Origin of the sequence: Bacillus sp. LJBS06 (genome assembly GCF_016924995.1) — a bacterium.
Classification (GTDB): Bacteria; Bacillota; Bacilli; order Bacillales; family Bacillaceae; genus Bacillus; species Bacillus stercoris.
In genome coordinates this window covers 1,297,055-1,321,505 of sequence record NZ_CP070483.1, presented here as the reverse complement: position 1 = coordinate 1,321,505, position 24,451 = coordinate 1,297,055, and the positions used below count along the sequence as shown (strand labels likewise).

Annotated in this window: 40 protein-coding genes and 1 pseudogene; all 41 read right to left on the bottom strand. The window is 43.6% G+C overall.

Annotated features, from left to right (window positions below; all coding sequences use genetic code 11):
• Position 1: 1 nt before the first annotated feature.
• Positions 2–766 (bottom strand): distal tail protein Dit, encoded by a 765-nt coding sequence (locus JQX68_RS06785; protein ID WP_205440589.1) that lies wholly within the window; start codon positions 764–766, stop codon positions 2–4.
• Positions 763–5,478: a hypothetical protein gene (locus JQX68_RS06780; RefSeq protein WP_205440588.1), complete on the bottom strand. Its 4,716-nt coding sequence runs from the start codon at positions 5,476–5,478 to the stop codon at positions 763–765. Before JQX68_RS06780 ends, JQX68_RS06785 begins: the two co-directional genes overlap by 4 nt.
• A 4-nt stretch (positions 5,479–5,482) precedes the next feature.
• Positions 5,483–5,818, bottom strand: coding sequence for a hypothetical protein (locus JQX68_RS06775; protein WP_240345559.1), 336 nt, complete (start codon positions 5,816–5,818; stop codon positions 5,483–5,485).
• A gap of 20 nt (positions 5,819–5,838) precedes the next feature.
• Positions 5,839–6,351 (bottom strand): tail assembly chaperone, encoded by a 513-nt coding sequence (locus JQX68_RS06770; protein ID WP_100276285.1) that lies wholly within the window; start codon positions 6,349–6,351, stop codon positions 5,839–5,841.
• A 55-nt stretch (positions 6,352–6,406) separates the two neighbouring features.
• Entirely contained in the window at positions 6,407–6,676 is a 270-nt protein-coding gene (locus tag JQX68_RS06765) for a fibronectin type III domain-containing protein (protein WP_481748477.1), read from the bottom strand.
• Positions 6,666–6,980 carry a fibronectin type III domain-containing protein gene (locus JQX68_RS06760; RefSeq protein ID WP_205440586.1) on the bottom strand — a complete coding sequence of 105 codons (315 nt, stop codon included), beginning with the start codon at positions 6,978–6,980 and terminating at the stop codon, positions 6,666–6,668. Before JQX68_RS06760 ends, JQX68_RS06765 begins: the two co-directional genes overlap by 11 nt.
• Positions 6,922–7,434, bottom strand: coding sequence for a phage major tail protein, TP901-1 family (locus tag JQX68_RS06755; protein ID WP_116362988.1), 513 nt, complete (start codon positions 7,432–7,434; stop codon positions 6,922–6,924). Before JQX68_RS06755 ends, JQX68_RS06760 begins: the two co-directional genes overlap by 59 nt.
• Positions 7,435–7,447: 13 nt before the next feature.
• Positions 7,448–7,846, bottom strand: coding sequence for a DUF3168 domain-containing protein (locus tag JQX68_RS06750; protein ID WP_038428481.1), 399 nt, complete (start codon positions 7,844–7,846; stop codon positions 7,448–7,450).
• An 18-nt stretch (positions 7,847–7,864) separates the two neighbouring features.
• The gene (locus JQX68_RS06745) at positions 7,865–8,281 is read right to left on the bottom strand and encodes an HK97 gp10 family phage protein (RefSeq protein WP_033884270.1); all 417 of its coding nucleotides are present in this window, start codon (positions 8,279–8,281) and stop codon (positions 7,865–7,867) included.
• Positions 8,268–8,612, bottom strand: coding sequence for a phage head closure protein (locus JQX68_RS06740; protein ID WP_041055272.1), 345 nt, complete (start codon positions 8,610–8,612; stop codon positions 8,268–8,270). Before JQX68_RS06740 ends, JQX68_RS06745 begins: the two co-directional genes overlap by 14 nt.
• Positions 8,609–8,908: a phage head-tail connector protein gene (locus JQX68_RS06735; RefSeq protein ID WP_041055275.1), complete on the bottom strand. Its 300-nt coding sequence runs from the start codon at positions 8,906–8,908 to the stop codon at positions 8,609–8,611. Before JQX68_RS06735 ends, JQX68_RS06740 begins: the two co-directional genes overlap by 4 nt.
• Positions 8,909–8,916: 8 nt before the next feature.
• Entirely contained in the window at positions 8,917–9,168 is a 252-nt protein-coding gene (locus tag JQX68_RS06730; protein ID WP_205440585.1) for a hypothetical protein, read from the bottom strand.
• A 1-nt stretch (position 9,169) separates the two neighbouring features.
• Entirely contained in the window at positions 9,170–9,505 is a 336-nt protein-coding gene (locus tag JQX68_RS06725) for a hypothetical protein (RefSeq protein ID WP_205440584.1), read from the bottom strand.
• 4 nt (positions 9,506–9,509) lie between these two features.
• Positions 9,510–10,427 carry a phage major capsid protein gene (locus JQX68_RS06720; protein WP_205440583.1) on the bottom strand — a complete coding sequence of 306 codons (918 nt, stop codon included), beginning with the start codon at positions 10,425–10,427 and terminating at the stop codon, positions 9,510–9,512.
• Positions 10,428–10,441: 14 nt separating this feature from the next.
• On the bottom strand, positions 10,442–11,023 hold the full coding sequence (locus JQX68_RS06715; RefSeq protein WP_131227939.1) for a DUF4355 domain-containing protein: 582 nt from the start codon (positions 11,021–11,023) through the stop codon (positions 10,442–10,444).
• A 96-nt stretch (positions 11,024–11,119) separates the two neighbouring features.
• Positions 11,120–11,416 carry a hypothetical protein gene (locus JQX68_RS06710; RefSeq protein WP_205440582.1) on the bottom strand — a complete coding sequence of 99 codons (297 nt, stop codon included), beginning with the start codon at positions 11,414–11,416 and terminating at the stop codon, positions 11,120–11,122.
• Between the two features lie 52 nt (positions 11,417–11,468).
• Complete coding sequence (locus JQX68_RS06705; RefSeq protein WP_205440581.1) at positions 11,469–12,398, bottom strand: phage minor head protein; 930 nt, start codon at positions 12,396–12,398, stop codon at positions 11,469–11,471.
• Entirely contained in the window at positions 12,385–13,788 is a 1,404-nt protein-coding gene (locus JQX68_RS06700; protein WP_205440580.1) for a phage portal protein, read from the bottom strand. Before JQX68_RS06700 ends, JQX68_RS06705 begins: the two co-directional genes overlap by 14 nt.
• Positions 13,785–15,059, bottom strand: coding sequence for a PBSX family phage terminase large subunit (locus JQX68_RS06695; protein WP_063336234.1), 1,275 nt, complete (start codon positions 15,057–15,059; stop codon positions 13,785–13,787). The genes JQX68_RS06700 and JQX68_RS06695 overlap by 4 nt, the downstream gene beginning before the upstream one ends.
• Complete coding sequence (terS, locus tag JQX68_RS06690) at positions 15,059–15,763, bottom strand: phage terminase small subunit (protein ID WP_205440579.1); 705 nt, start codon at positions 15,761–15,763, stop codon at positions 15,059–15,061. The genes JQX68_RS06695 and terS overlap by 1 nt, the downstream gene beginning before the upstream one ends.
• Before the next feature lie 166 nt (positions 15,764–15,929).
• On the bottom strand, positions 15,930–16,385 hold the full coding sequence (locus JQX68_RS06685) for a hypothetical protein (protein WP_205440578.1): 456 nt from the start codon (positions 16,383–16,385) through the stop codon (positions 15,930–15,932).
• 263 nt (positions 16,386–16,648) lie between these two features.
• On the bottom strand, positions 16,649–17,110 hold the full coding sequence (locus tag JQX68_RS06680) for a sigma-70 RNA polymerase sigma factor region 4 domain-containing protein (RefSeq protein WP_038428466.1): 462 nt from the start codon (positions 17,108–17,110) through the stop codon (positions 16,649–16,651).
• A gap of 36 nt (positions 17,111–17,146) precedes the next feature.
• Positions 17,147–17,316 (bottom strand): annotated as a pseudogene (locus tag JQX68_RS06675) (hypothetical protein).
• 15 nt (positions 17,317–17,331) lie between these two features.
• The gene (locus JQX68_RS06670; protein ID WP_069150171.1) at positions 17,332–17,463 is read right to left on the bottom strand and encodes a hypothetical protein; all 132 of its coding nucleotides are present in this window, start codon (positions 17,461–17,463) and stop codon (positions 17,332–17,334) included.
• Between the two features lie 135 nt (positions 17,464–17,598).
• Positions 17,599–17,754 (bottom strand): hypothetical protein, encoded by a 156-nt coding sequence (locus tag JQX68_RS06665; RefSeq protein WP_205440576.1) that lies wholly within the window; start codon positions 17,752–17,754, stop codon positions 17,599–17,601.
• A 10-nt stretch (positions 17,755–17,764) separates the two neighbouring features.
• Entirely contained in the window at positions 17,765–17,968 is a 204-nt protein-coding gene (locus JQX68_RS06660) for a hypothetical protein (protein WP_205440575.1), read from the bottom strand.
• The gene (locus tag JQX68_RS06655; protein ID WP_163226413.1) at positions 17,965–18,141 is read right to left on the bottom strand and encodes a hypothetical protein; all 177 of its coding nucleotides are present in this window, start codon (positions 18,139–18,141) and stop codon (positions 17,965–17,967) included. The genes JQX68_RS06660 and JQX68_RS06655 overlap by 4 nt, the downstream gene beginning before the upstream one ends.
• Before the next feature lie 13 nt (positions 18,142–18,154).
• A complete protein-coding gene (locus JQX68_RS06650) occupies positions 18,155–18,466 on the bottom strand; it encodes a hypothetical protein (protein ID WP_205440574.1) in 312 nt (103 codons plus the stop codon).
• On the bottom strand, positions 18,463–18,876 hold the full coding sequence (locus JQX68_RS06645) for a YopX family protein (RefSeq protein ID WP_205440573.1): 414 nt from the start codon (positions 18,874–18,876) through the stop codon (positions 18,463–18,465). Before JQX68_RS06645 ends, JQX68_RS06650 begins: the two co-directional genes overlap by 4 nt.
• Entirely contained in the window at positions 18,873–19,352 is a 480-nt protein-coding gene (locus tag JQX68_RS06640; protein WP_205440572.1) for a hypothetical protein, read from the bottom strand. The genes JQX68_RS06645 and JQX68_RS06640 overlap by 4 nt, the downstream gene beginning before the upstream one ends.
• Positions 19,353–19,391: 39 nt before the next feature.
• The gene (locus JQX68_RS06635) at positions 19,392–19,871 is read right to left on the bottom strand and encodes a hypothetical protein (RefSeq protein WP_052481586.1); all 480 of its coding nucleotides are present in this window, start codon (positions 19,869–19,871) and stop codon (positions 19,392–19,394) included.
• Positions 19,872–20,071: 200 nt separating this feature from the next.
• Positions 20,072–20,329 carry a hypothetical protein gene (locus tag JQX68_RS06630; protein WP_144452738.1) on the bottom strand — a complete coding sequence of 86 codons (258 nt, stop codon included), beginning with the start codon at positions 20,327–20,329 and terminating at the stop codon, positions 20,072–20,074.
• On the bottom strand, positions 20,329–20,733 hold the full coding sequence (locus tag JQX68_RS06625; RefSeq protein WP_205440571.1) for a hypothetical protein: 405 nt from the start codon (positions 20,731–20,733) through the stop codon (positions 20,329–20,331). The genes JQX68_RS06630 and JQX68_RS06625 overlap by 1 nt, the downstream gene beginning before the upstream one ends.
• Positions 20,730–21,101, bottom strand: a complete 372-nt coding sequence (locus JQX68_RS06620; RefSeq protein WP_240345558.1) for a VWA domain-containing protein — start codon at positions 21,099–21,101, stop codon at positions 20,730–20,732. The genes JQX68_RS06625 and JQX68_RS06620 overlap by 4 nt, the downstream gene beginning before the upstream one ends.
• A 31-nt stretch (positions 21,102–21,132) precedes the next feature.
• On the bottom strand, positions 21,133–21,339 hold the full coding sequence (locus JQX68_RS06615; protein WP_095252452.1) for an XtrA/YqaO family protein: 207 nt from the start codon (positions 21,337–21,339) through the stop codon (positions 21,133–21,135).
• An 81-nt stretch (positions 21,340–21,420) separates the two neighbouring features.
• Positions 21,421–21,588: a hypothetical protein gene (locus tag JQX68_RS06610; protein WP_205440570.1), complete on the bottom strand. Its 168-nt coding sequence runs from the start codon at positions 21,586–21,588 to the stop codon at positions 21,421–21,423.
• 119 nt (positions 21,589–21,707) lie between these two features.
• Positions 21,708–22,175 (bottom strand): DUF1064 domain-containing protein, encoded by a 468-nt coding sequence (locus tag JQX68_RS06605; protein WP_205440569.1) that lies wholly within the window; start codon positions 22,173–22,175, stop codon positions 21,708–21,710.
• Positions 22,162–22,623, bottom strand: coding sequence for a YopX family protein (locus tag JQX68_RS06600; RefSeq protein ID WP_205440568.1), 462 nt, complete (start codon positions 22,621–22,623; stop codon positions 22,162–22,164). The genes JQX68_RS06605 and JQX68_RS06600 overlap by 14 nt, the downstream gene beginning before the upstream one ends.
• Before the next feature lie 93 nt (positions 22,624–22,716).
• Positions 22,717–22,860 carry a hypothetical protein gene (locus tag JQX68_RS06595; RefSeq protein WP_043857000.1) on the bottom strand — a complete coding sequence of 48 codons (144 nt, stop codon included), beginning with the start codon at positions 22,858–22,860 and terminating at the stop codon, positions 22,717–22,719.
• Entirely contained in the window at positions 22,857–23,804 is a 948-nt protein-coding gene (locus JQX68_RS06590; protein ID WP_205440567.1) for an ATP-binding protein, read from the bottom strand. Before JQX68_RS06590 ends, JQX68_RS06595 begins: the two co-directional genes overlap by 4 nt.
• Positions 23,689–24,387, bottom strand: coding sequence for a DnaD domain protein (locus JQX68_RS06585; RefSeq protein WP_205440566.1), 699 nt, complete (start codon positions 24,385–24,387; stop codon positions 23,689–23,691). Before JQX68_RS06585 ends, JQX68_RS06590 begins: the two co-directional genes overlap by 116 nt.
• Positions 24,388–24,451: the final 64 nt, after the last annotated feature.

The following is a 24,451-nucleotide window of genomic DNA, read 5'->3' as shown; positions in this document are numbered from 1 at the left end:
CTTACAAATAAGCCTCATCAAATTTGATGCTGCTTGCGTGGCTTAACTTCAATTTTGTTGGTACTTTTGGTGGCAGCGTGAACCACTCGGATTGTATTTGCAGAGCAGTCATGATTAATTTGCCGCTGCATGTCACTTTTCTCTTTGAAGAATCAATAATGAGAGTGTCGCCGGCGATGAAGTTGTACACGACTTTTATTGTCTTAGAGACAGATCCATCACCATTTAAAAGAGCCACCTCATATGAAGTGGCCGCTTCTTTAAAAACACATTTGATTTTCGGTTCAATCTCCGCATACCCCGGGTTTGTGAAAACCTGCACCCCAGCATTTAGTTCAGATTCCGCAGCCGCTCCATACTTTTTAGGATCAGGACAGATAAAGGTCAATGTAGCCTGTTGGAAGCCGTCCTGTTCTTCGCCTTCAGATACACTCTCAAAAATTGCATAATAAGTTCTGTCGGGTTCATCATGGAAAATGAGTGGCTTCGGCTCCTCCGCATGCAGAATATAAGTCAGTTCCTCTTGCTTCTTCTTCAATTCCTCTTCACTGCTGAAAGCAAAAAGGACATCTATTGTTATCGTTCTAATCGGTATTCTAGTACCACGATAGAAACCGCCTGGACGGTTCCCGATCGTGGCTGTATTTACCTCTCGGCTCATTACTCCCCGCCCAGTGGTTGATTTCACATAAAAGAAGGGTGAAATATCGATCCCATTGAATGTGATTTTCCACTGATTGGGTAAAATCTCCTGATATTTGATCAATTAAATCTCACCCTCCTTGCATTTGATCTTCTTTGTGCGTCTGTTACAGGCTTTTCTACGCCCTGTCCGACTTTCTTACTGTCCATTTCGACAATGATAGTTCTTTCAGGTAACTCAAGGTTTTTGACATCTGCACTTAGTTCTTTTCTGACAGTGCCGAGATCGCTTCTAGATATGGATGTATCGTAAGCAAGATTCATATCTTTCTGCTCGATATACATGGCATCGCTGACAGCAGTCATCGCCCGCTGAACCGTTCCAATACCGTTCTGAATACCAACAGCGATTCCCGCTGGCACCATCACGCCAACTTGATCCCTCATTAATCGGGAAGGCGAATGGATCTTCAGCTTTTTCTTTATTGTCTTTTCAATTGTGGAGGCAATAGTGTTGGCTTCCTTCGCAAGCTCGCCTTTCATATTTCTCATTCCAGAAATAATGCCGGCCATCGTGTTATAGCCGATTGCTCTCCCGCTGTTCTTAAGGGAGCCCAACTGCTTCACATTGACAGTAAGCTCGCCAATTTTTCTCATGTAGTCGCTCTTCAGGAGACTCAATTCTTTATTGGCAGCTGATCGAAGCTCATTAATTTTCTTGGCAGTCTCATTCTTCAGGCCAGTTAATTCCTGAGCCGCCTGTGTGCTTGCGAGTTTATGCTTCTCTGTCCAAAGTCTGACGTACTCATCCAATTCAGACGAAGTCATACGAGCAATTGCATTGATCTGATCTGCTGAACCGACTCCCATTTCTTTCAGTTCATCAGCGAATGCTTTCGGCGCCCTGCCTGCGATGCTCGCAATGTCGCTGTCAAATTGCTTTAATTTTGCCAGCTGATTTTTAAGGTTTGATGTCAGTTTTGAGCCATTAACCTTCTCGCTTGAAACATCGTCAAATAGACCGATTGCGTTATAAATCGCATTTGTTCGGTCTTGGAGCTCCTTCTTATAGGCATCGTTTGCCGCTTTTATGTCTGAGGTTAGTTTGTCATTGATGCTTTTGAATTTGGACAGATATGTGTTATTGGCTGAGAGAATACCTTTGTTGATTTTATCTGCCGCTTTTCTTTCATTCTCTTTTTGCTTCCTGACCTTATCAGCCATTGCTTTTTGAGTTTGATAAATTTCACGCTGTACCTTGATTTGCTGATCAGAAGTCAGTTTGTTCTTCTTACTGATCTTCTGGAGAGTCTTGACATATGTGTTACCACTGATTTTCCCTGTATCGTACTTGGCCTCAGCTCGTTTAATCTGATCAGACACCTTTTTGGTGTACGCAAGCTTTGCTTTCGCTTCCTTACGTTGCTGCTCTTTCAAAAGCTTTTTCTGTTTGTCAGAGGCGTTTTTAGCAGCTTGATAGATTTCACGCTGGATTTTCCGGCTTTGTTCGCTTGTCAGCTTGTTTTGCTTCTGGATTTTCTGCAACGTCTTGATATAAGTGTCAGCGCCCATTTTCTTGGTGTCATATTTTACTTCAGCGTTTTTAATTTTGTTGGTCACTTTCACTTCAGCAGCTTTTTGAGCCGCTTTAGCCGCTCTCGCCGCAGCAGCTTTTACTTTGGCCTGTGACTTATCAATACCCGCTGCCATACCGGTGCCGACGTGATAACCAACCTGATCGCGCATAACCCTCGATGGAGAATGAATTCCAAGAAGTTTTTTCATGCCGTTAGGGATTGCATTTGCCATCGATTTAATTTTGCTGGCTAAAGCCCCCGCCATGCCGCTGATACCATTTATTAAGCCTTGGATAATGTTACGGCCAATGGTTTTCAGGTTGATGCCTTTGAAAAACTTCATCACGCTATTCCAGATACTCACTATCTTTTCCCGGGTGGCAATTATGCGATTTGCGATCTGATTTTTCATGTAGAGGAATGCATTTGACGCCGCAGATTTTATCCCGTTATAAATTGAAATGACCTTATTTTTTGCTGAATTCCACAAATTTACAAGTTTTTCTCTCGTAGCCAGGATATGTCCAGTCACCTTATTTTTCATATAAAGAAACGCCGTTGATGCTGCATTTTTCAAGGAATTCCAGATTGAAGTCGCCTTACTCTTGGCAGAATTCCATAAATTAACGAGTTTTTCACGCGTTGCTAATATGTGCCCAGCTATTTTATTTTTCATAAATAAGAATGCAGTAGACGCTGCAGACTTCAAAGAATTCCAAACTTTTACAACAGCACCTTTTATGGAATTCCATATTTTAGAAGAAAAACTTTTTATTGCATTGTATACTGTCAGGACGACATTTTTCTGCAACTCAAAATTTTTCTTAAGTAACGTGAGAAATAACTGCCAGATTTTCGATGCTGCGTTTTTTATACTTGTCCAAGTTGAAGAAAGCCATTTCGACAAAATTCCCCAAATTTTTACTGTATAAGCCTTGATCTTATCCCAGTTCGCAATGATGAGGACAACCAGACCCACTACAGCCGCTGTGATCCATGCAATAGGACCCATAGCAATGACCCAAGATGCCGCCATTCTCGCCGCGTTTGCAGCCGCCAGAGCCGCTAAAACAACCAAACGCGCTCCGAAAGCAATCATCTGTTTGATTCCAGCTGCCAACATAGATGCAAATGAGCTTATTTGAGCCGCTGTCCACGCTGCTGCCATTCTTGCTGCCTGCGCAACAGATTGAGCCGCCATGACAACCATCTGTTTGATCCAAAGGCCCATCTGCACTATCCCAGCTTTAAGGGAAGTGACAAAAGAGCTTATTTTCATAATTGTCCATGCTGTTGCCGTTCGTGTTGCTTGCGCAATTGACTGTGCCGCCATAACAGTCATATTCTTGATCCACAAACCCATTTGAACTATGCCGCTCTTTAGGGAAGATACAAGAGCAGATATTTTCATCACTGTCCATGACGCTGCTATTTTTACTGCGTTAGCAGTAGATTGTGCTGCCATAACAGTGTATTTTGCAATGAATTGACCTACAGCTACAGTTGCCCCTTTTAATTGGGATATCAGTCCGGCCAACTTAATTCCGGCAGCTGTATCTTTGAACCCACGCAAGTATTGAGCAGCATCTTTAAAATCTTTAAATCCATTTGTTACTGCACTGACAGCAGCCATCGCAGGAACCATCGCTCTTAATGCACCTAATAATGAAATGCCAACCGCAATGAATTGTCCAATAGCAGGATTAGCTTGCATCGCAGCATTAGTGAATTTTAAAAACCCGTTTACCGTTTGTAAGATGGATTGCCCTAACGGAGCCATGCCAACAAGCAAATTGATGATTGTTTTGGCGATTTCACCAATCGTACTCCAAACAGTCGGACCGTTCGTTTTGATGTAGTCAATAAACGACTGGAATTCTTTTGTTTTCGTGACGCTGCCGGCCCATTCATTAAACCTTTGAGTCATGTTGACAAGGGATGTCATCATGTCCTGAGACATCGGGGCAAAACCGGTAAACAACTTGGTCAGGCCGCCTGATAAGTTCCCGATGATCTGTAGCAGTTTAGGACCGTTCGTTTTGACATATTCTATAAACGTTTGGAACTTCTTCGAAGAACCTAAATTGGCTGACCACTTCACCCATGAAGCTGTGGCCTTTTCAAGACTGGCCGACATGTCATTTCCAAGAGGTCCAAAAGCAACAATCAGATTCATAACTGTTCTGAGGACGTTGCCGGCTATTTTTCCAAACGTTACGAAAGCCTGGCCAGCATTTTTGTTCATGTAATCTATAAAGCGCCGCATGTCGGTGTCTTTAAAAGCCGCATTCATGCTTTTAGCTAATGTAACGCCGCCATTTGCCACGCTTTTGAACATAGGTCTTAAACTATTCAGAACGCCCTTAAACGTCGTCAGCGAGCTCGTGAACGTTTTTAAAATTGGTTTCTGCACAGATTGAGCAATGCTCTGCCAATTCGCTTTAAAATCTTCTAAAGTATCAAGTGCCTTCTTCTCTTCTTTTCCGAGAGATTGCTGGATGACCTTGATCTTCTCCATGATTTTCGCGCGTTCCTTGGCGTCAGTGGTTTCATCGAGCTTTTCTTGAAGCTTTTTCAAGTCCTCAGAAGCTTTAAATACACCGCTTAATGAAGAAACCGCCAGCGCCCCGAATGAAGCCGCCCCTGTTCCTGCTACTGCAAAAGCACTCCCGAGCCCCATAACTCCACCAGCTGCCACACCAAGCATCGGGCCCAGTGAGCCTATAGCGCCAGTAATGCTGGCAAGAACCGGAGAAATCGCAGGCAACGCAGATGTGAAAGCCCCTGCAAGTGAATGGCCTATTACAGTAGAAACGGAGTTAGTGATTTTCGCCAGACGATTCATAGAGTTTTCAAATCGATCAGTTCGGGCCTCAATAAAGATCCATACTCTGTTAGGTAAGGATCTCGTCTCAGTTTGTGCAGTAGCGACTGCGCGAGTTAAATCTGATGAATCGCCGTTGATATTGGTCGTAACCCGGTTGGGCAGCGAGGCAATCTCAGCCCTTGCTGCTGAAACCGCCCTTTGTACGGGGTCAGCATCTGCGTCTAAATCGACTCGGGTTCTTTCGTGTCGATGAATAAAGTTGTCGATCTGCTGCTCTGCTTGTCTGACTCGCGCTTGGAAGCTTGCAATTTCTGCTTCCACTTCAACAGTATGGGTATCAGCCATACGCCGCATCATGTCATTGACTCGATCCATACTTCTGTTGAACCTCTGCGTCTGAGCTTCTATAACAGCAGTAAGCCTCTCGATCATGCCCTCACCCCTTTTCTTTGGATTGTTTTCCGAAATAAGACCGTACAGCGTCGTTTAACATCTGCACGCCTTTAGCTCTCGGACCGAGCTTGTTTACGTCTGTATCACGCCATTTGTTTTCCTCGCTTGTCAGAGAACGCTCAAGCTCTCTGCGCGCTTTTCCGGCGTCAAACATCTTTGACTCTTTTGGTCTCTTTTCGTTTAGTGCATAGCGATGAAACATAGCATTTCTCGCCAACTTTTCCATCTCGTCAATTTCACGGAGTTTGGCTGCTTTTAGCTTTCGTTTATACTCGTTTGGAGTCCATGACATAATGACATCGTTGTCATAGACACCCATCCAACGAGCTGCATTTTCAATTACTTGGAGATAGTCGATCCCGTCTTCTCTTTGTACGCTTCTTCCATCGTCTCCAGCATGTCCTTGTTCATTTCGTCTTCCTCCAGACGCTTCGCTTCCATTTCCGGAGTCTCGTTCGGGCTGACCTTCTTCGGTTTCGCCAGCTTGTTCATCATCTTCCATTGCTGACGGATCTTTCCTTTGAAAAAACCCGCTGAATCCAGTGTGTTAAAAGCTTCTTTCACCATTTCATCAACGGCGTTGCCAGTTTCATCTTCTTCAATGATCTTGGCGATCGCATCCTCAATCTGCTCGACAGACGGCTTGCCTTTTTTCAAGTGAGCAAGTGCGCAATCCCAAAATGCAGAAAGGTAAACCGCATCATCATTCAGTAAGCTGTTGTAAATCGTTAATGTGCCGCCTGATTTATCACCGTTTTTATCTTCTTTCGCATATTTCTCATTCGCTGTTCTGTCGAATGCAAAATCACAGCGTGCAGCATAATCTTTTCCGTCAATTGTTAAGTGAGCCATATATAAAACCTCCAAATATTTTGTATTAAAAAGAGCCCAGGCAACAGCAGGGCTCCTATGCTTCTTCTTTATTTGTGCGAATCGTGAATTTCTCTGACCAAGCCGATTCCCCGGCGTCATTTACCGCGGAAACATTGAAAATGTATGAACTATCGGGTTTAAGAGTCGGATTGGAGAGATATGAGTTTATCGTGACAGTTGCTATCTTTGCATAATATCTGTAAATGTTGTACGAGGTCGCCCCTTTCACCGCGTCCCATTTAAATCCCACTTGATTTGAAGTGACGCTTGTCATGGTTATGTTACGGGGTGTATCAGGGCGCAGTCGCTTGAGTTCTCGTAATAATCTCGGTCATCGGTGATTCCCCTGCATCGTTAACCGCAGAGACATTGACCGTCAGCTGGGTATCTGCCGCAATGCCTGTCAGTGTGTGGGATGTGCCTGTGACAGTAGTATCAAGTTGCTTGTTGGCTCCTCTGTACACTTTGTATGACGTTGCCCCATCTACCGCATCCCATTTCACGGTCACGCTGTCAGTAGTAGCCGTGAACGATAGATTTTGGGGCGCCTTAGGGTGTAGTCGTACTGCCGAAGTCCTCAAATTTAGTCGCGCCGGCGGATGATTCAATTGCTGCTAACACGTCGTCCGGCAGAGGAGGCAACTCGCCTTTGAATGTTTTTCCGAGTACAGGAAGAGTTATCGAAACTTCAACAAACCCATCTTGCGGCTGACTGAATTCCAAACTTTCAATAATTGCATGACCATAGACAGCGTTGTGCTTATCATTTTTATTTTTGTTTTTATTGACCTTCCAGACCTTAATTGCTTTTTCGTTATCATAAGCGTTTTCAATCGCTTCCTGCCCCGGGTCTGAAACAGCAGCATAATAAGTCAGCTCAAAAGATTCGTTTTTTGTTCCGTAGCCGACAATGCGACCTGATTTAGTGGATTCATCCAGCGTGTCCTGTTCTTTGGTATGTGAACCTTCTGTTTGGAAGGCAATGAACAGCCCTTCTGTTCCTTGGGCATCCATCGGCTGAACGAAATAAATCTCATCTTTACCATTCAATAATTCTGGCATTTCTTTCATCCTCTCAATTGTTTATTGTGTATCGCATCCTGAGAATGCCGTGTCTGGTGTATCCGTCGATGTCGGTGATCACCTGCATGCCGCGCATCTCAGAACGGCATAAAGAAAAGCCCTCTATTTCTAGGGGCTCTCTGGTTATTGCTTGCAGCATCAAATCAAGGATCTGCATCGCTTCTTTTTTGCCGTTATAGTCGCTCCAGCAATGGAGAACAACATTGATGATTTCGCCTTTAGACGTTTTTGTTTCAAATGGCGAAACGTCATCATCGCCTGTTGTCACATATGGCTTTTTCTGATCTTTCGAGACTGCATCAAGCACACCAGTGACGCGTGCATTCAGCTCTTTATCAGTTGATAGCCTTTGAAATATAGCCATTTGCAACGGCCACATGGCTGACCGCATAATGACAGCCCCTTTCTATCACATTTGACTGGCGAAATACCTCATACCTTCCTCAATAGACGGATTCCAGAACGGCTGGGCCCGCATGCCTCGTGTCATAACCCATTGGTTAAGCTTGGTGTCATAATAGACCCAAGGAGTTTGCCGGCCGCCTCCGTCCTCCGCATAGATTCCGGTTCCGTATTCGACATAAATTGCATAATCGGCACCAACAGAAATAATGGCCGTTAAGCCGCCGTCACGATAGTCGACTTCTATTGAGTTTTTTAAGTTCCCGCCGTCTATCATGGCAGTTGGAGCATTTAAAACGGCGTTGCTATAAATCAGCTCGGCCGTGTCAGTTACAATTCGTTTTGCTTCTTCAATTACATTGTTCCTGAATTCTTCAGTAGCCCTGCGCATTTGCCTGACCCATCTGCCGCTAACTCTTGCCATCAGACTCCAGCACCCCCGATACCTGGCATTTCAGATTCAAGACTTCATGCATGCCGCCTTGATCAATTGGCTCTGATTTGAGGATGAGAATTTTGTTTTCGTAAATGATCCTCATTGTCTTCTCGATATCAGTCCGATAAGGGAAATACACGTTGCATTCAACCGGGTTTTGCAGCTGCTGAGCCTGATAATATTCCCGGGAACTGACGCCACTGACTAAAGCTTCTGTTGTGATGTAGTCAACGTAACCTTCTTCATAACCACCGCCGCCGTCCGGCACCTTACCCATCCGCTGAAACGTGATTTCGTGGGGGAATTCTTCATAGATCATTTAACTCTCAGCCTTCGATATGGCGTAAGGTGTTTTGTAATGTGCCGAGGAAATTCAGTATTGTACGAATACGACACATCACCCATGCTTCTTCCCGAGAGTCCAGAAGGAGTCATATTATATTCTGCAGCCTTCGCAACAAAAAGCTTCACGCCAGCTGGTAAAGCCTCCGGATCGAAAGTGTTGCTACAAAAATCACTGGCAGACTCAATCAAAATAGGGACTATTTCAGACAAATATTCGTCATGCCGATCTGTCTTAATCCCTGTCATTCGCTTTACTTGTCCGATGTCCACTGGATCACCTACTCTTCACCTAAGATAATCTTTATCAGTTCGTCTTTAGGCGCTTTAGGGTCAAAATCATATTCATTCTCTTTCAAGAAAGCAATAATCTCATCTTTGTTTACTTTCTGCAGTTGAGCCTCAGTCATATCAAAAAGATCGGCAGCTGGCTTATTGATTTCATCCACTCTCTTAAAGCCAATATGTGAGTAAACCACCTTAAAAGCCTTTTCAGTGCATTCAATTGTTTTGGAACCGTTAGATGCTTTCATATCACGCGCTTCCTCCTTCCAGTGCTTTCAGGCGGTTTTCAATATCAGTGAGTTTGGCAGTTACATCATCACCAAGCTTAGCTAACGTAACAGCCTTTGCAGCGATATTTGCGTTTTGTACACTGCCAGTTCCGATATTTCGACTTTGAACAGAGCCATCACCAATATTGATGTTTTTCACTTCTCCGTCGCCAATCATTTGAGAAGTGATGCTTTTAGCAGCAGGCATTGAACCGGGCAAGCCGGTCACTTTTGCGCCTGATTTGATCTCTAATTCGCCGCCGATCACCAATTTATCGCCGTTATTTGTCTTATAGTTTTTAGATGTGTATCCCATACGCTTACGCCCCCGTTGCTGGAGTAATAGCTGCAAACGCATCATCAGTCAATGTCATGAAACCGACTTGCTGAGTGACACGAAGAGCAACCATGTCACGCTCATACAAGTTGATAGGTTCGCCATTTTCGTCGACAATAGTAGTTAACGTTGCATCCTCAGAGATTTTATACTCCATTCCTTGTGGGATACCGTACCGAGTATAATTCCAGTCAGCCGCCAGTAATGCCGCTTTTTCGTAATCCCATGACTTAGAATCCACATAGCCGATCGGAAGACCAAGAGCCTGTTGAGGTGCGCCGCCAGTTGCATCGTTGAAGATCGGAAGCCCGTTACCGTCCTTAGTGCCGCGAAGTTTTTGACGGAATCGGCGTGTTGTTGTAAAGCCGTTTACATCCTTATCCGCATCCTCAACTAACGCCATTACTCCATTAAGCTCGTCATATAGGTTGCCAAGTGAGTTTAAAGCAACAGTGTTCCCAGATTCCTTGATTTTTTCAAATACAGAAACACCTTGACCAAATGGTGAATCGACACCGAATAACGCAGCCTGATCGAATTTAATCGCAAAGGCTTCAGCGATAGACGAACGCATTTGTGTAAAGAAATCTGTTACAGAGTAACGCAAGAATTCTTTAGAAACAGGGATGATGACACCCAATTTCTTTGAAATCATTTTTGCTGTTAACCATTGGGCCTTAGACGTTTGAATTCTATCGCCCTCTCCAACCCAGTATGCTCCTGGCCCAGAAGCCAAGTATGTGAATTCTTTCTCCGGCTTGGTCATTTCTTCATATTTTGCGAGTTTCGTGACAGCAGATTGAGTCATAAACTCTTTTAAAACTAGAGTTCCTTGTTCGGACGGGACCTTCCCGTTTACTGCGTCTTGCATCAATGCATTGTTTGGATTAAATGTTGGCATAAAGATAGCCCTCCTTATTTTCTAATACTTGCTTCAGCTGCAAGCGAGCTAATATCTAAACTTTGATTTGTCGGTTCATTGCTGCCGGACTGAACATCACGGCCATTCTCTTGGAACTTGGATTCAATCGCCTTTTGAAGCGCAGCATTGTATTTCTCTTCGAATGCTCCAAGGTTCTTCATCGTTGATTCTTCATCCTCACCGATAAAGAACTCCACTACATCTGCCGGCAGTTGCTTTTCAGAAGCATAAGAGACAGCTTTGTTTAAAAGCTTTTCACGTTGTGCTGCTGTCTTCTGATCTTCCAGCTCTTTTTCTAGCTTCCTGATGCGCTTTTGTTCCTCTGTTTCTTCCGGATAAAGCTCTTTTACCTTTGCATCAACCAGAGCATCGAGGTTGTTCGCCTTCCATGTCTCAAGACCTTTCGTAAAATGGGAATCCAACCGAGGCTGAATGAGGCGTTTCCCTTCGTCTGTTTCGAGGAACCCTTCCACCTTATCTGCTGATACGGCCGAAAGTTCTCCTACAAATGCTTTTACTTCTTCGTTCTCTTTATTTTCTTCGAGAAATTTTTTCACTTCTTCTAATGTTGGCATTACAGTTCTTCCTCCTTCGCCCTCTACAGTGCGCGCCTGTTATGAGTGCATGAAAAATAAGCCTTTTAACGTCATGCTCAGGACGGGGATAATTTATTACACGTAGTTTTCTATATAATTTTCTAAGTACGCTTTGACTTTTTTATAATCTGGAAAGTACTCTGTATCAAAAATGGCATAGACAGCTCCATGCGTATTAAAATAAACAGCATAGCTATCTAATGTGCCTTCATAGCCCATTTTTTTAAAGGCTTCTATTAAATCAATACTTGCTTTGTTAAAATAAATGCTTCCTAAATACGTGCTTTCATCCAGAATAATCCCTTTTTTCTTCAGTAAATCCAATGCATGTTTAAATGCCTTTTCAGGAATACAGCTGATATCATACTCCATGTCCACACTCTCCAATTAAAATGAATTTAATAAGAGAATAACATAGTATCCTTCAACTGTTATTTGTTTCCTTGGAAATCTTTTTATACCACTCTTCATAGGTTTGGTACGGGATAGTCTCGCCGGTCCCATTCCCTCGCTTACGGGCCCTTCTTGTATCCGGCAGCACGCCGTTTACTTTGAAAGCAATTGTGCAACGGCAGTTAATATCATCCTTGGCATTATTCATGTGCCCCGGAGCCGGTCCGACGCCGCCATATATTGATTTGAATAGGCCGTTTCGTCCAACAGTCTTGCCATCAAGCTTCCTGTGACCGGAACGAGTCTTTAGATCAAGAGTCGCATTCCACATCTTTTCGAGTTTGCTCTTTTTAGAAGCCTGCTCAGCGCTTTTCATCCTCGCCGAGACTTGTACCCTATGAGTCTCTGTTCTCGCCGCGTCACGAGCCTTTCTGCGGGCAAATTCGGTCGTTTGCTCAATACGCCGGGCAATCTTGGAGTAATCTTCACCAGCTTGAATGCCTTGAGCAATTGAAATCTGTATTTGCCGGACGTAGTCATCTCTGTGGCGCTTATATAAGGCTGAGAGAGTCAATTCAGCTATCGGGTTTAATATGGCCTGCTGGATTACTTCGACTGTAGGGATGCTGAAGCCTAAATCAACCGCAGCTTCCATCTCGTACAAATAGGCAGAGCGCATGTAATTCTCAAGGAATTGTTTAGCAGCCAAAGCCTCAACGATTGTGAGGATAGTTTTGAATGCCTTGCTGGATTCCTCAGTCATGCGCTCCATTTCTTTTTTAAACCTGTTGTATTTATTCATATCAGCCATGGAGAGCTGACCATCTCTGCTGTATTTCGCATAAAGGGCCGCGATTTGTTGATTGATCTCTTTCAGCCGTTGAGCAAAAACGACATCAATCTTTTTCGCATCCTCTGTGATCATGTCATCCAGGTACTTATCAATATCATTCTGGTTCATCTTCATCACCGCCCGTATCTGTTTCGATATCAGTCAACGGTGGCATGCTGTTCCTGTACTCCTCTTCCTCCTCTTTCATCTTATGAAGCTCATACTGAACATCATCGACAAAGGACAAGAGAGAAAGGCGTGTTTCTTCGCTGATTAATCCTTTAAGCTGCGATGTTGTCTGTGCCTCTTCAAGAACGTTGGCTGGTAAGTTGCGTTTGAATCCGAACCATACTTTCAAATAATCTTCTGCTTTGGCTTGATTTTTCGTTGCCCAAGCCGAAAAGATCAACTTGTATTGATAACGGAGGGCAGCAGTCATTTTCCGTTCCATCGTGATGCATTTATTCTCAAGCGCCATCAATTTAAATTTCATTGCAACGCCAGTGACATTCCCGCCAAATGATTCATCAGAGAAATTGACCGACTTTGCAAAACGGAGAATGTTTTCTTCCAGACGGTTTAAGTGATTTTCAATGATCGCGTCGTTTATATCCTTTGTCAGATAACTGACATCGTCTTTTTCATCGTAGAGTTCAAGAATCCCAGTCTTTTTAAGCTGTTGGAGTGTGTCCTCATCGGCTCCCAGTCCCTTTAGGATCAAGTACGCCAGTCTGTACTGCTCAATTTCATTAGAGGCGTCTGACAGTGTCCGGTCATAGGCATCAATAAGAGACAATACCTTCTCGGCATCGCCTTTGAGCTCTTTATTGTTTGCCAACCCAAATAAAGGGCAGCCATCGAACATATGAGGCTGCTTGCGGTCCAGGGTAAAAGCTGAACTATCTTTTGTACTAAAATAATAAATCGTTTTGCTATCGTAAAATTCCGCTTTTTGCTGCCCGTTATATGTCTCGTAATAACGCAAAGCATATTCTGGTTCATGAATATTCCCATCACTGAGGAAAACCGCTTCCCATGGTTCAATGTTTTTGACTCTTTCATTACCGTTCCGGTCTATATATGCAAGCCGCGCTCCGTAACCGCAAATGGTAGCCATCTTCCCCCATTCGCTATCTTCGTCAGCAATATTATTCAGAGTGTTGAAATCATCAATCATTTGCTTTCTGGTTGAAGTAGTGCCAGTCTCTCGCTTATCGTCAAACTCATAAGTAATCGGATGCCCGAAGAGATAGCCCACTTTTGTATCAACTATGTCTGAATCAAACGAGTTATTGAGTTTGTTATTGACCTTATGATCTATCCGCTTAACATGGCCGGTCTCGAAATCCTCGTATTCAATGGCTTCTCTGGTTAAGATCGGCACGCCCTGAACTTCAGCCTGGTAACGATCATATAGTTTTTTCATTCTGTCATGATCGTTCTTATGTGCTTCGATGATTTCTGCAATCAATTCAGGTGTAATGCCTGAAGCTCTGATCTGATCTAAGAACTTTATCAACCTCTAAACCTCCTTGTTACCCCATGCCCTTTAAGGCTAGATACCTCATAATCATCTAAGCCGTACCAAATGGCCGAGAATGTATGCGGATCAATGTTGAATTCGTCTTCGATGATGTTTCCGTCTTTGTCCACTTTGAACGTGAGGTCCTTCAGTTCCCTAACGACATCGGGACATTGATCGGAACAGATAATTTTTTTGAATCGTTTTACTTTCTTGGTGTATTGCAGGCGCGAACCTTGAAACTTCTTTGCAGGTTTCATGAGGAAGCCCTGCTGCCTAAAGAACCGAATTGTTTTAGGCTCTGCACTGTCGGCCTTGATCAAAACACGTTTAAGTTCTTTTAAATCCTCAGCTGTTTTGTCATCGGTCGTATCGTTTTTGTAGTACTGCCAGTAGATGTACAGGATCTTTTCCTTATGGTCGATAGCCATACGAACCAGCGCGTTATATGAATCAACAAAACCGAAGTCCATACCATTCTTCAGAACCGGCCTGTCAATTGCTCTTATCGCATTCATAACTTCTTCATGTGGCCGCTCTTCAAACTGCGGCAAAACAAGTTTTCCGTTAACGCCAAAACGACCTTTCCGGGCAATGCGGTAAAGGTCTGGGTCATGTGTTTTTAAGTCTTCTAGCTGCTCGATATAGCTTTCAGGCAAAAATAAATTATCATCAGCAGTCGAGTGATGATAATAGGTTTTGTTTCTTATGATCGTTTTCTCTTTGTAAAGTTCTTCGTCATCCAATACAAAAAACTGATTCGTATCATCTTTAAAAAAGTGTTTATACGACCAATTCCCTTTGCTGACGGGGTTTGTAGATAGAATCATATGGAGTTGCAAAGTCGGGTGCCGCAAACGCCCTAACAGCTCTTTAAAGCCGTCGTATTTTACTTCTGAACACTCTTCAATCCATACAATTGATATGTTGTTGATCGATTTCAGCTTCGCCGGCTTATCCATCCCTTTAAAGATGATCTTGCTGCCGTTTGGAAAGCGTATCTGCATCGGTGAGGTAATGCATCGGATTTTATGATCCAACCCTATGTCGGTAATGATCTCTTCGAGTAGGGAAAAAGTCGAATCTCTATGGGTGTCGTAAACCTCCCGAACCACCAAGGCTGTTCGTTTTTCTTTGAGCAATTTCAGAACAATCTTCAAAGCAACATGATAGCTTTTGGATGATCCATAACCACCAACAAGGAAATAAAACTTTTGTGACCAATCAAAAAGAAAGTTTCTAAAACGGGGATTCACCTCTTTTTCCATCAGCGTCCCCCCTTATCCTTGATGATAATTTCAAATGACGAATCATCGTCTTTATTTGTCAGGCGTTCTACTTCTGCCTTTGTCTTGTCGATATTCAAGCGCATCTGCTCCAATTTAAGGCGCCGCTCATCTTGCTCATGTGCCAGCTGGTCAAACTGCTTGATCAAGCTCCTGAGTTCCCCCATTGCCCGAGATTGGGCGTTTAGGAAGGTTGCATGACGATCCCATGCGAATTGGAACTCCCATTCTTTCTCATCACCAAACATACCTGGCTTCTCTTTTTTCAAAACCTTAGTCATATCGTCTTGATCCTGCACGTGCATAATGCGCTGCGCCCGGATAATAGCTGCATACTGAATCTGTATTTGATCCCATATCATATCAGCAGGCGAACGCTCCTGAATCTCTTCCATGATTTCAAGCGTCTCTTCTGGCAGGAATTTAGAGAAAAAGCCGTGAGTCACAGCGTTTTGATTCTTCTGTGGTGCTCCGCCATTGTTCCCTAATGCATTTTTATTGCCAGGTTGCCCGCCTTTTTTTGGGTGCACACTTTTTTCAATGGGTGCACCCTTTTTTCTTTCCCAACCATGCCGCTGCTTCCAAGATTTAATGGTGTTCACTGACACCCCGTATTTTTCGGCAAGGTCCTTGTATTTCATGCCTTTGACGTAATCCTTATACGCCTGAATGTACTTTTCGGCCATCTACATTCACCGCCGCCCCCTTCTGATTCGTGTTGTTTTGGAAAAGATATTCCCTCTAAACCACCACCGTGCTCAAGCCGTTAACCGCCAATTGTCTATCCTGAGACTTACCGGAAGCAGTTTACAGAGAATATAAAAAAGCACCCCGAAGGATGCTATAGTTCACTTAAGAAATTAGACTTATTAACAATTCTTGAAAGTTGTCCTTTTCTAGAACTGTCTCTTTACTATCATTTTTTGATCTATTATCAACAAGAAACCATGTCCCCTGTCGAATTTCTAAATAGAGATCACTTACAGGTACAGTCGTTCCTCCTAATACAAAGTGGACTTTAATTTCATCTTTTCTTTCAAAGTCTTTTCTAGGCGAAACTACCAGTATCATTTTTTCCTCAAAACGAAGGACAAGACCGATTACATCATCAAACAATCCATATTGATGGTTTGATTCATCGAATGTGACAAAACCATTATTTTTTGACTCTTCAAGCCAGAGTTTCATGGAATTTATAACACTTCGAAATTTTTCTATGTTGTTATCCCATGCCAGCTGGGTAATATTTTGCGCATTTTCTTTTTCTCTTTTTTTATCTGCTAAAAAATCAGTTAACTTATCACTCATCTTTTCACCTCCCCATTCTATTATCGGATAAGGAGTGTGACAAAGAAATATTTTGCAAAATTTGTCGAACGAAACTGTTGAATAAAACCATAATTTGTCGGGGATATTAACATGTACGCAATACTGCTGCTGTTTTATCACCGATTCACTATGTAAGACCTCCCAGTTGAGTTGATCCTCGCTTACCGCTGGGAGGTTTTACTCATTGTATGAAATTGGTGGTGACGCAGGAATAATCCGCCGCGCCGATCCTGCCTCCCATTTTACACCGCCGATTTAAACGAGTTCAAATATTGCAGAAAGTTGGCTTCTTTGACTTTATTGACGATGTTGCCGATTATGGCTGTTTTGATCTTTCTGATGGTATCCCGGGAGCAATCAAGGTGGTTTGCAATAGCAGTGTAGCTCATGCCTTCCATCATGCAATCATAAACGATACGGTGCTTTTCTTCTTCGATGTGTTCCATAGCGTTGTCCAGGTAATGCACAATAGATTCATATTTGTGGAGCCGTCTCTCCCTTCGGTCCATCTGTCGCAATTCTGCCTGACTGACGCCTGCTGATCCCCTTGGCATGCCCGCTTCATCCCCGTATGTTGCAGTGAGCTTTCCGCCAATAAAATCTACTTTGTTTAAAACACGGTTGAGCCTTTTGATCTCCCGCAGCATGAATTTATAATCACGAATCCATTCCTCAATCTCCCATGCAATCATTTGATCTGTCATTGCGCTTTCCCTCCTGATAGTTAAATAGAGTAAGTGTCATTCCAGTTGTTTGCTTTTTGTTCTGCGATATATTGAGGCCTCGATACCTCTTTCACGCTGATACTGAAGGTTTTGACCATGAAGGCTTTCAGCTCGTTATAGAGCTCTTCTTTGCCGCAAAAGATATTTACAAGCTTTCCGTTTTTATAAGCGAATCCGTATTTCATCCTGAAACTCCCCTTTTACTTTCTGCGTTTATAAGCGCCGCCTTTGCCGCGTCTGAGTGTTTGCATGTGTGTGTTCATCATTGATTGCCAGAAACGATCTGAGCGCTCCTGTTGTTTCTGTGATGGTTTCTTTTTGGACTGTTTCATGTATCATCACTCCTTTCACCGTTAGTAATCGCGATAGACATCCAGATAGTTGCGAAATAAAAAACGGACACCAAACAAACAGCGCTTATGCTGTAAGTTCAGTGTCCGCAGGCTTTCCGTCTTGGACTTATTCAGTTAAAGCAGCACGTATGTAACGATATTGCCGATGATTGCTGCGATACATATTGCAGTTAAGTGGCTTCTCAGCTGTAAATCTTTTTCCTCTCCTACAACACCCATAAGAGAGATTATCAGAACCAGCAAGAGAGCAATTTTAAAGGCTATTAACATCATTCTCCTCCTAATTAAGACCCATTTGGTTCATTCCGGATTTAACAGCTAGAGACACCACGTCCGCCGGCTCCACATATGGATTCTTCTTGTATTCCTTATAGTAAGCCACAATCAGCTTTGACGTATGGCTAACAAGCTGCAATTGCAGAGGCATACCCTTTTTTAATTCATCAACAATCATTTGCAGTTCAATCTCAGAAAATCCGTTCATTTGTCTTCCCTCTTCTCTATATACTTATCAATATCTTTAAAGTAAGCCGCAGCCGTGAATGAAATGATTGCTCCTATCAAAGCAAGGTTCGCTTTCATGTCCGGCCTATAATCGTGTTGGAAATATATCCAGAATCCGCATCCCATCAGCAGAAACAGTATCCTGAGAATCATAGGTTACTCTCCATTACTCCGCGCCCTTCCACTTAAATAATTCTTTCAACTCGTCCACTGACGACTCGCCTTCAAACCAATCGCCATTTTTCAAAGTTAGCCGCACCACCCCAGAAGGCTGTTCCTCGATAGATTCTATGTCGACTTTATCAAAAGCAAATACGACGCTATCCCTTAACCAGATTTTAAACTCTTTATCTGTGCCGTTCAGGTGATCAAGAAGTATCTGCTCGGCTTCTTTTTTCATTTCATCAAAGTTGTACAATGATTCTTTCGGCAAAGGTTTGAACATTAAGGAATTGCCTTTGTGCTCTATTTTCATCACTCCGCGCCCTCCAATAACTCAGGATTTTGATAAATGTCACCGATTATTTTTAATGGAACAGTTTTTCTTATTGAGTGTCCCGTCCATCCTCCATTACCTGCATTTTCAAGGTAGAACAGAACCGGAACGATTTTAAACGTAGCTTGATGCGTGTCGTAACAGATGACCCCATTTTGATAATTAAAAGTCCCATATTTGACTATATCTCCGTCATAAAGACTTTTATCCTTCAACCCTGTTCCCCACATGAGAACGGATTTTTCATCCTGACTGGATGTGACTATATCAGGACATAAACCTGCGGAATCTTTATACAGCGTCCATTCCTTGCCTTTTATGAACAGGTTCAGATTTACGTCATCCCAATAATGCATCTGCTCGCCGTCCCAAACTCTGTATGCTGTGTTCATAGAAGCGAACCGTCCATGATAAGGACTTCAATTTCAGGGTTGTTGAAATCCTCTGAAATACGAGTGTAAGAAACAAGCTTCCCATCTTCATCCTTTGTTTGCGAAAACATAATGAGTGCATAGTCGCGTTCTACTTCTCGGATTTCATCGTCTTGAAAATTTTCGTAATCGTCCGTGTCAGCAATTTGCTCGTTGTAAATCCTTTCAGCATCCGCCTCGTCTTTCGCTTTGAGTAGCGCGTAATATGGTTCATTGATTTCATAGAATTTCATTGTTCTTCCCCCTTCAATTGTTTGGATAGCCGCTTCCAGATAGACTGCATGATCAAGAGTTTCTTCAAGTGCATGCTGCAACCAGCCGCGCAGGTCATAGGCACTAACTTGGACGGGCTGGCCGTACTTGGCAAGCCCCTTTTCCTGTTGTGCGTTTAGTTTGCTTGTAACTGCTGAAATGATCGGGTTGTCAGCGTGGTTCATCAATACCCCTCCTGCTGCCGCTGATGATTGCGGCATTTTTTAATGAAAATTAACTGCTCCGTTTTCTGATGCCATTTCGAAAGCTTTTTTCCAATCACCATACAAGTAGAGCCACACTTCCCCTGCATCGCCTAATGTTCTGGCGTATTCGCGAGCCGCATCGGCGTGTTCGTTGAAGTCTTTTGCCAACTTTTTAGAGACAACCGGGCCTATCGTACCCTCGTTATCTGCGAAATTGATCAGCTCCTGAAATGCGGTGTTTCCCTTGAATTCTTCTAATTTGCGACGCCACCAGCCATACCCGCTGTAACTCCCTGCGCGGAAGCTGAAACTCTCTTCCCATGTATAAAATTTGTCAGGATCAACACCTTCGCCACGTCCGGGAAAGTGCTCTTCCGACCATTTCATACTCTCACCCGGTGTCCATTCCGTTTTCCAATTTTTAATGTCGCCGTATTCATCCAATTGAGGATTTTCAACAACCTTCAAATTTTTATACGCAGTAATATCTAATCCCATTTATATCTCTCCCTTTTCCGTCCACTGACGGTTTTTTTAGAAATTCACGAGCATGACACATCAGCAGATTGCCGCTGTTTCACGCTATTTCCTCCTCAACGCCCATGCTGCAGCCGCATTTCGGGCAGCGTGCATCTGGGCGGATTTTTATATCTAATTCGTTGTGACCACATTCAGGGCAGCTGTATTCGATCATGCTGTCATCCCCCTATCCCCGGAAAAATTGCAATTCCAAAGAATAAAACCACCGCAATCCCACCGAGAAGCCAACCATTTGTCTTGTCTCTTTTTGCAATAATTGCTTCATTGCCTATCATTTTCAGATCATCAGCCTGAGCAACGATCATAGGCACTTCCTCGACATTAACCTCTAAGTGTTCGGCCGCCTCGTAAATGGTCATCGCTTCGTCTTTCGTGGCTTTGACTGCCCGCTGAAGTTCAACTTGTAAAGGAATCATTATGCATCCTCCCCCATGTCATAAACCTCAACCGGTGGCATTTCGCCAAGCCTGCTGAACGTGTGCTTTCTTTGCTCCATGAGACATTTATCAAAAACAGCCGTACTGTGCTTATTGATGATTTTGATTAAATCCTTACCAACGCTCTCGAAAAATTTCAACGTGTCTTCTTTGTTGAGTGTCATCTGATAGATTTTAGAGGTCATCGGAATTTTAAGAACTTGTAGTCCGGTTGTTACCTCTGATACGTTAATATGATCAAACGATGGAATAGCACAGAAACGATATTTTCCAACTTGAATTTCATGACCAACCGCCGGCTTCCATTTGCCAGCCTCTGGCTTACGTGTATTACTAAGGGCTAGATAGAACTTCTTCACTTTTTTGTCTACTGTAATTTTCATTCTGCATCACCCTCCATTCCTCTGCCTTCAAGAAGCTCTTGCGCATATCGGGAATACCTTTGAATTACTAACTCAGGCGCAGTTCTAACTGTTTTCATATTCGTGAATTGATGCAAGGCTTTTCTAAACCTGTCGTTCTCTTTATTAAGCCGCTGAAGCTCTTCCTGAGCCTGCCGGAATTGATGAACTGTTACATCCTGTTGACGCTTGTTTTCCTCAATGATTTCCTGACGCTTTTCAGCCAGTTCAGCTTGTTCAATCAGAAAGTGCCAAGCTTTTTCTAAACCTTCCCCGCATTCGGCGTATTTCTTTAACCAACTCGTGAAGATGGTAATATCAAATTTTTTAACTTCCTGTAACTTATCCATGCCGTTCCTCCCCCGCAGGGGAAAGCCCCTGCTATTTGATTTTGAAACCTATTTCGTGATCGACTCGAGCAAAGCTGCCCTTTGCCGTTTGAATGATTGTTTTGCCATGTTCCGGGGCTTCCAAGACATGTGCGGTGCCCTGGCTCCCGTCTAAAACGATGATCTGTATTTTGCCCGGCTCAATTGCCTGTTCGATTGTTGTATCTTTGTTTAAATTAATTTCTCTTGGGTTGTACATTCTTAGCGCCCCCTGTGCTATGATAGAAGTACCAGTTCATATCAGAGCATCGGAGCCCCGCGCTTCGGTGCTTTTTTGTGTTTAATAGTGATCCGGTTTCCATCGGGCCATTGTGAATGTTGGAGATGGTTTCAATTCCTCCCGGTAAACGATCGGATGTTTTTTCAAGTATTCAGCCAGCTGTTCCGGCGTCATCTTCCATTCTTCAACCGGTCCTGGCAGGTAAGGATTGGTGCTTTGCTGTTCCATAGTATCTACCTCCTGAATTGATTTTGGGAATTTCCGTGCCGCCGAGCTTCTTGCAATCAGAACCCATTCGGCTGGCGCATGCCTTAAACTGAGAGCAACGTGTCATACAGGCCATGAGCTTATCTTCTTCCTGCACCCACAACGGCCGATCGTCTGCGATTACCACGTTTAGCAGTGGACTTTCCCGCCTTTCTTTTGAGTTTTTTCAGCTTTTTAAGCTCGTCCAGCTCGATGAAGCCGAGTGACTTATCCAGAGCCAGCACCTTGAGTGGCGTATCATAAAGCCGCTCATACAGCTTGCGTTTGATGGCAAATTCCTTTGTTTCCACGCCCTTGATGTCAATGATCTCGATGCTGCCGTCCAAATTATGAACCTCGAAGTCTGCAATATATTCAATCTTCCGAAAAGTTTTGCCGTTCTTTTTGAATGCTTCTTGCAGCAGGAACCGTGGCTGCAGCTTAAAATCTTTGATCTGCTTGCTCATCTTGAGCCATTTCAGCTGTTCATAGTATTTGGCTTCGGCGATGCTGTGGAACATGATGCCGTCTACCTGTGTTTTTCTTGCGCCGTACTTATTTGCTGGCATGTGATGCCTCCAAAAGCTCAGGATCTTCATAAATGTTGCCGATGACTTCCACATAACCGTTAAAAAGCAAATCGCCCAGGCCATTTTCTATTTTTGAAACGTTCCAAAATCCCCATTTAGTTAACCATTCAACTTTTCCTATACCGGTATCAACTCCGCCTAACTCTTCCGCGCCGTTAGTGACTTTCACAATATCTCCCTCATAAATTTCTCGATCGTTCTTGTCCTTAAATCCGGTGTATCGCCGAACTGCTTTCAAACTTTTATCAGCAAACGAATACTCATCACCATCTTTATCTGTAACGTAATCTATTTTTCCGTTATCAAAAGAAATGTCATGAACATCAACAATTTCTTCGTAACTGTCTATACCTGCCCAATGCATATTAGGGCCCAAGTTGCTTAATTTATGTTTAATTACGAACGCCTGAAACTTGATTTCCCTCATTTCCCTTACCTCCCGTCATTCTCTTCCCATTGCTGAATCTGCTTTTCTTTTGCTGGCGCCGTGAGTATGATTGCTGGCAACAGGATCACCGCTTTAAGCACTTCGCATCAGCTCCATTTGTCTGATCTTTTCCTCAAGCACCCGGATAGCCGGTGTGAGGTCCTTGCCGCCCTTTTGTTCAGCAGGCCCGAACAAATACATTCCTTTGGATCCTATAACGTTCGTTTTCTCCTTCAATCCCAATCACCCAATCTATGGTTTAATTCCATCCGGTTGCCCTGAATGATCACTGTGTAATACTTGCACATCTGATAAATCCGTGACCCCAGCGCCTCGTCAACGTCCAGCAGATCGTCCGTTGTGAGCTCAGAAGAGATCAGCAGAGGTTTATGGTTCAGGTAGCGATAATTCACAACTGACTGGATCTGTTCGACTTGCCATTCAGTTGCCCTTGGCTTCCCGTCAACTGGCTTGAATAAGTCATCAATGAACAGCACATCTGCTTTTCTCATGGCGTTCAGCTTTGTTTCCAGCTGGTCAAAGTCATTTTTCAGATCACTCATGCCCTCAACGTAAGGGAAGTACAGGCAGTGAGTTGATTTCTTATTAATGAGATTGTTCATGATGGCCGTTAACAGATGCGTTTTGCCGCTGCCCGGCTGTCCCAGCAGAGCAATGCTATTGGCACGCTCTCCCTTGATCTTTTCAAAGTCTTTGAAGTATTCGACCGCACATTCATAGGCATCTTTAATCATTTGGGGTTTGCCATCTAATTTGAAGTTGCCAAACAACAGCTTTTCGAACTTTTCTGTAATGCCGCTGGCTGCCATGAGCTTCGCTATTTTCTTTTGTTTCACACACTCACATTGTTTGGAATACGTCGTTTTCCATTCCCGAGCCTTATCCGGCGTGCAAACCTTTCCTGCAAGGTAATCATCTTCAAGAACCATTTCATCAAGTGATAGGCTGTCCAATGGCTTGTGTTCTTTTCTCAACCGCAGCTCAGTGTCTTTGTGGATGCGGTAGATCACAACGCCGCGATCCTTGCACTCGGAACACTCATACTCAACCTTTTCTTCTGATGCGGCCTGTTCTGTTTCCCAGGAACGCGATCTTGCTTGAAGACCCTTCATCATTGCTTGGAACGCTGTGTCTATGCTGACTGCTTTGTTTATTGCCATATTGTTGTTTCTCCTTTCTCTTTTGGCTGAACGGGTTTGACAGGATCGCCTCAATGTAGTTCAGGCCAACATTGCTGCCTTTATTTCTGAAAGCCAATTTCATTGCTTCCATGACCTTCTCTTCGCCGTAATCATCCACCATGTAGCCGATTCTTTGCGCCTCAATGGTACCAATAGAACGAGCGACCTTATTTTCAAATAGCTCAAAAGCATTTTTCATTTTGTGATCAACCTCCTGCGTTTCCTGTGGTGCTGGTGCAAGTTCAGGAACAGGCTTTTCTGATGGTTCCTGCTCCGATACAGGCGTTTCAAAAGAGATCAGCCTGTATTGCCCTGCCTTCCTCCCCTGCGGCTTATATTCAATTCTTTTAAGATCAATCAGCATCTTTCGGTGTTTGATCAACGTATTTTCGGAAATCTCAATCTTTGCTTGCAAAGTGGTATTTGAAGTGGTGAACCACTCCCGCCACCCTGCCTTGTTGTTGATGTGCAAAAGATGAAACCATAATGCTTGAGTTGTAGCAGACAACGGATTCGTTTCCAACCAATTCATGAAGCCGTTCATTTCTTTCAGGTAGTTCATGGCTCACCTACTTCCTTTCACACAGTGCTGTCAAAGCTTTGAAGTCTATTTCAACTAATCTCAA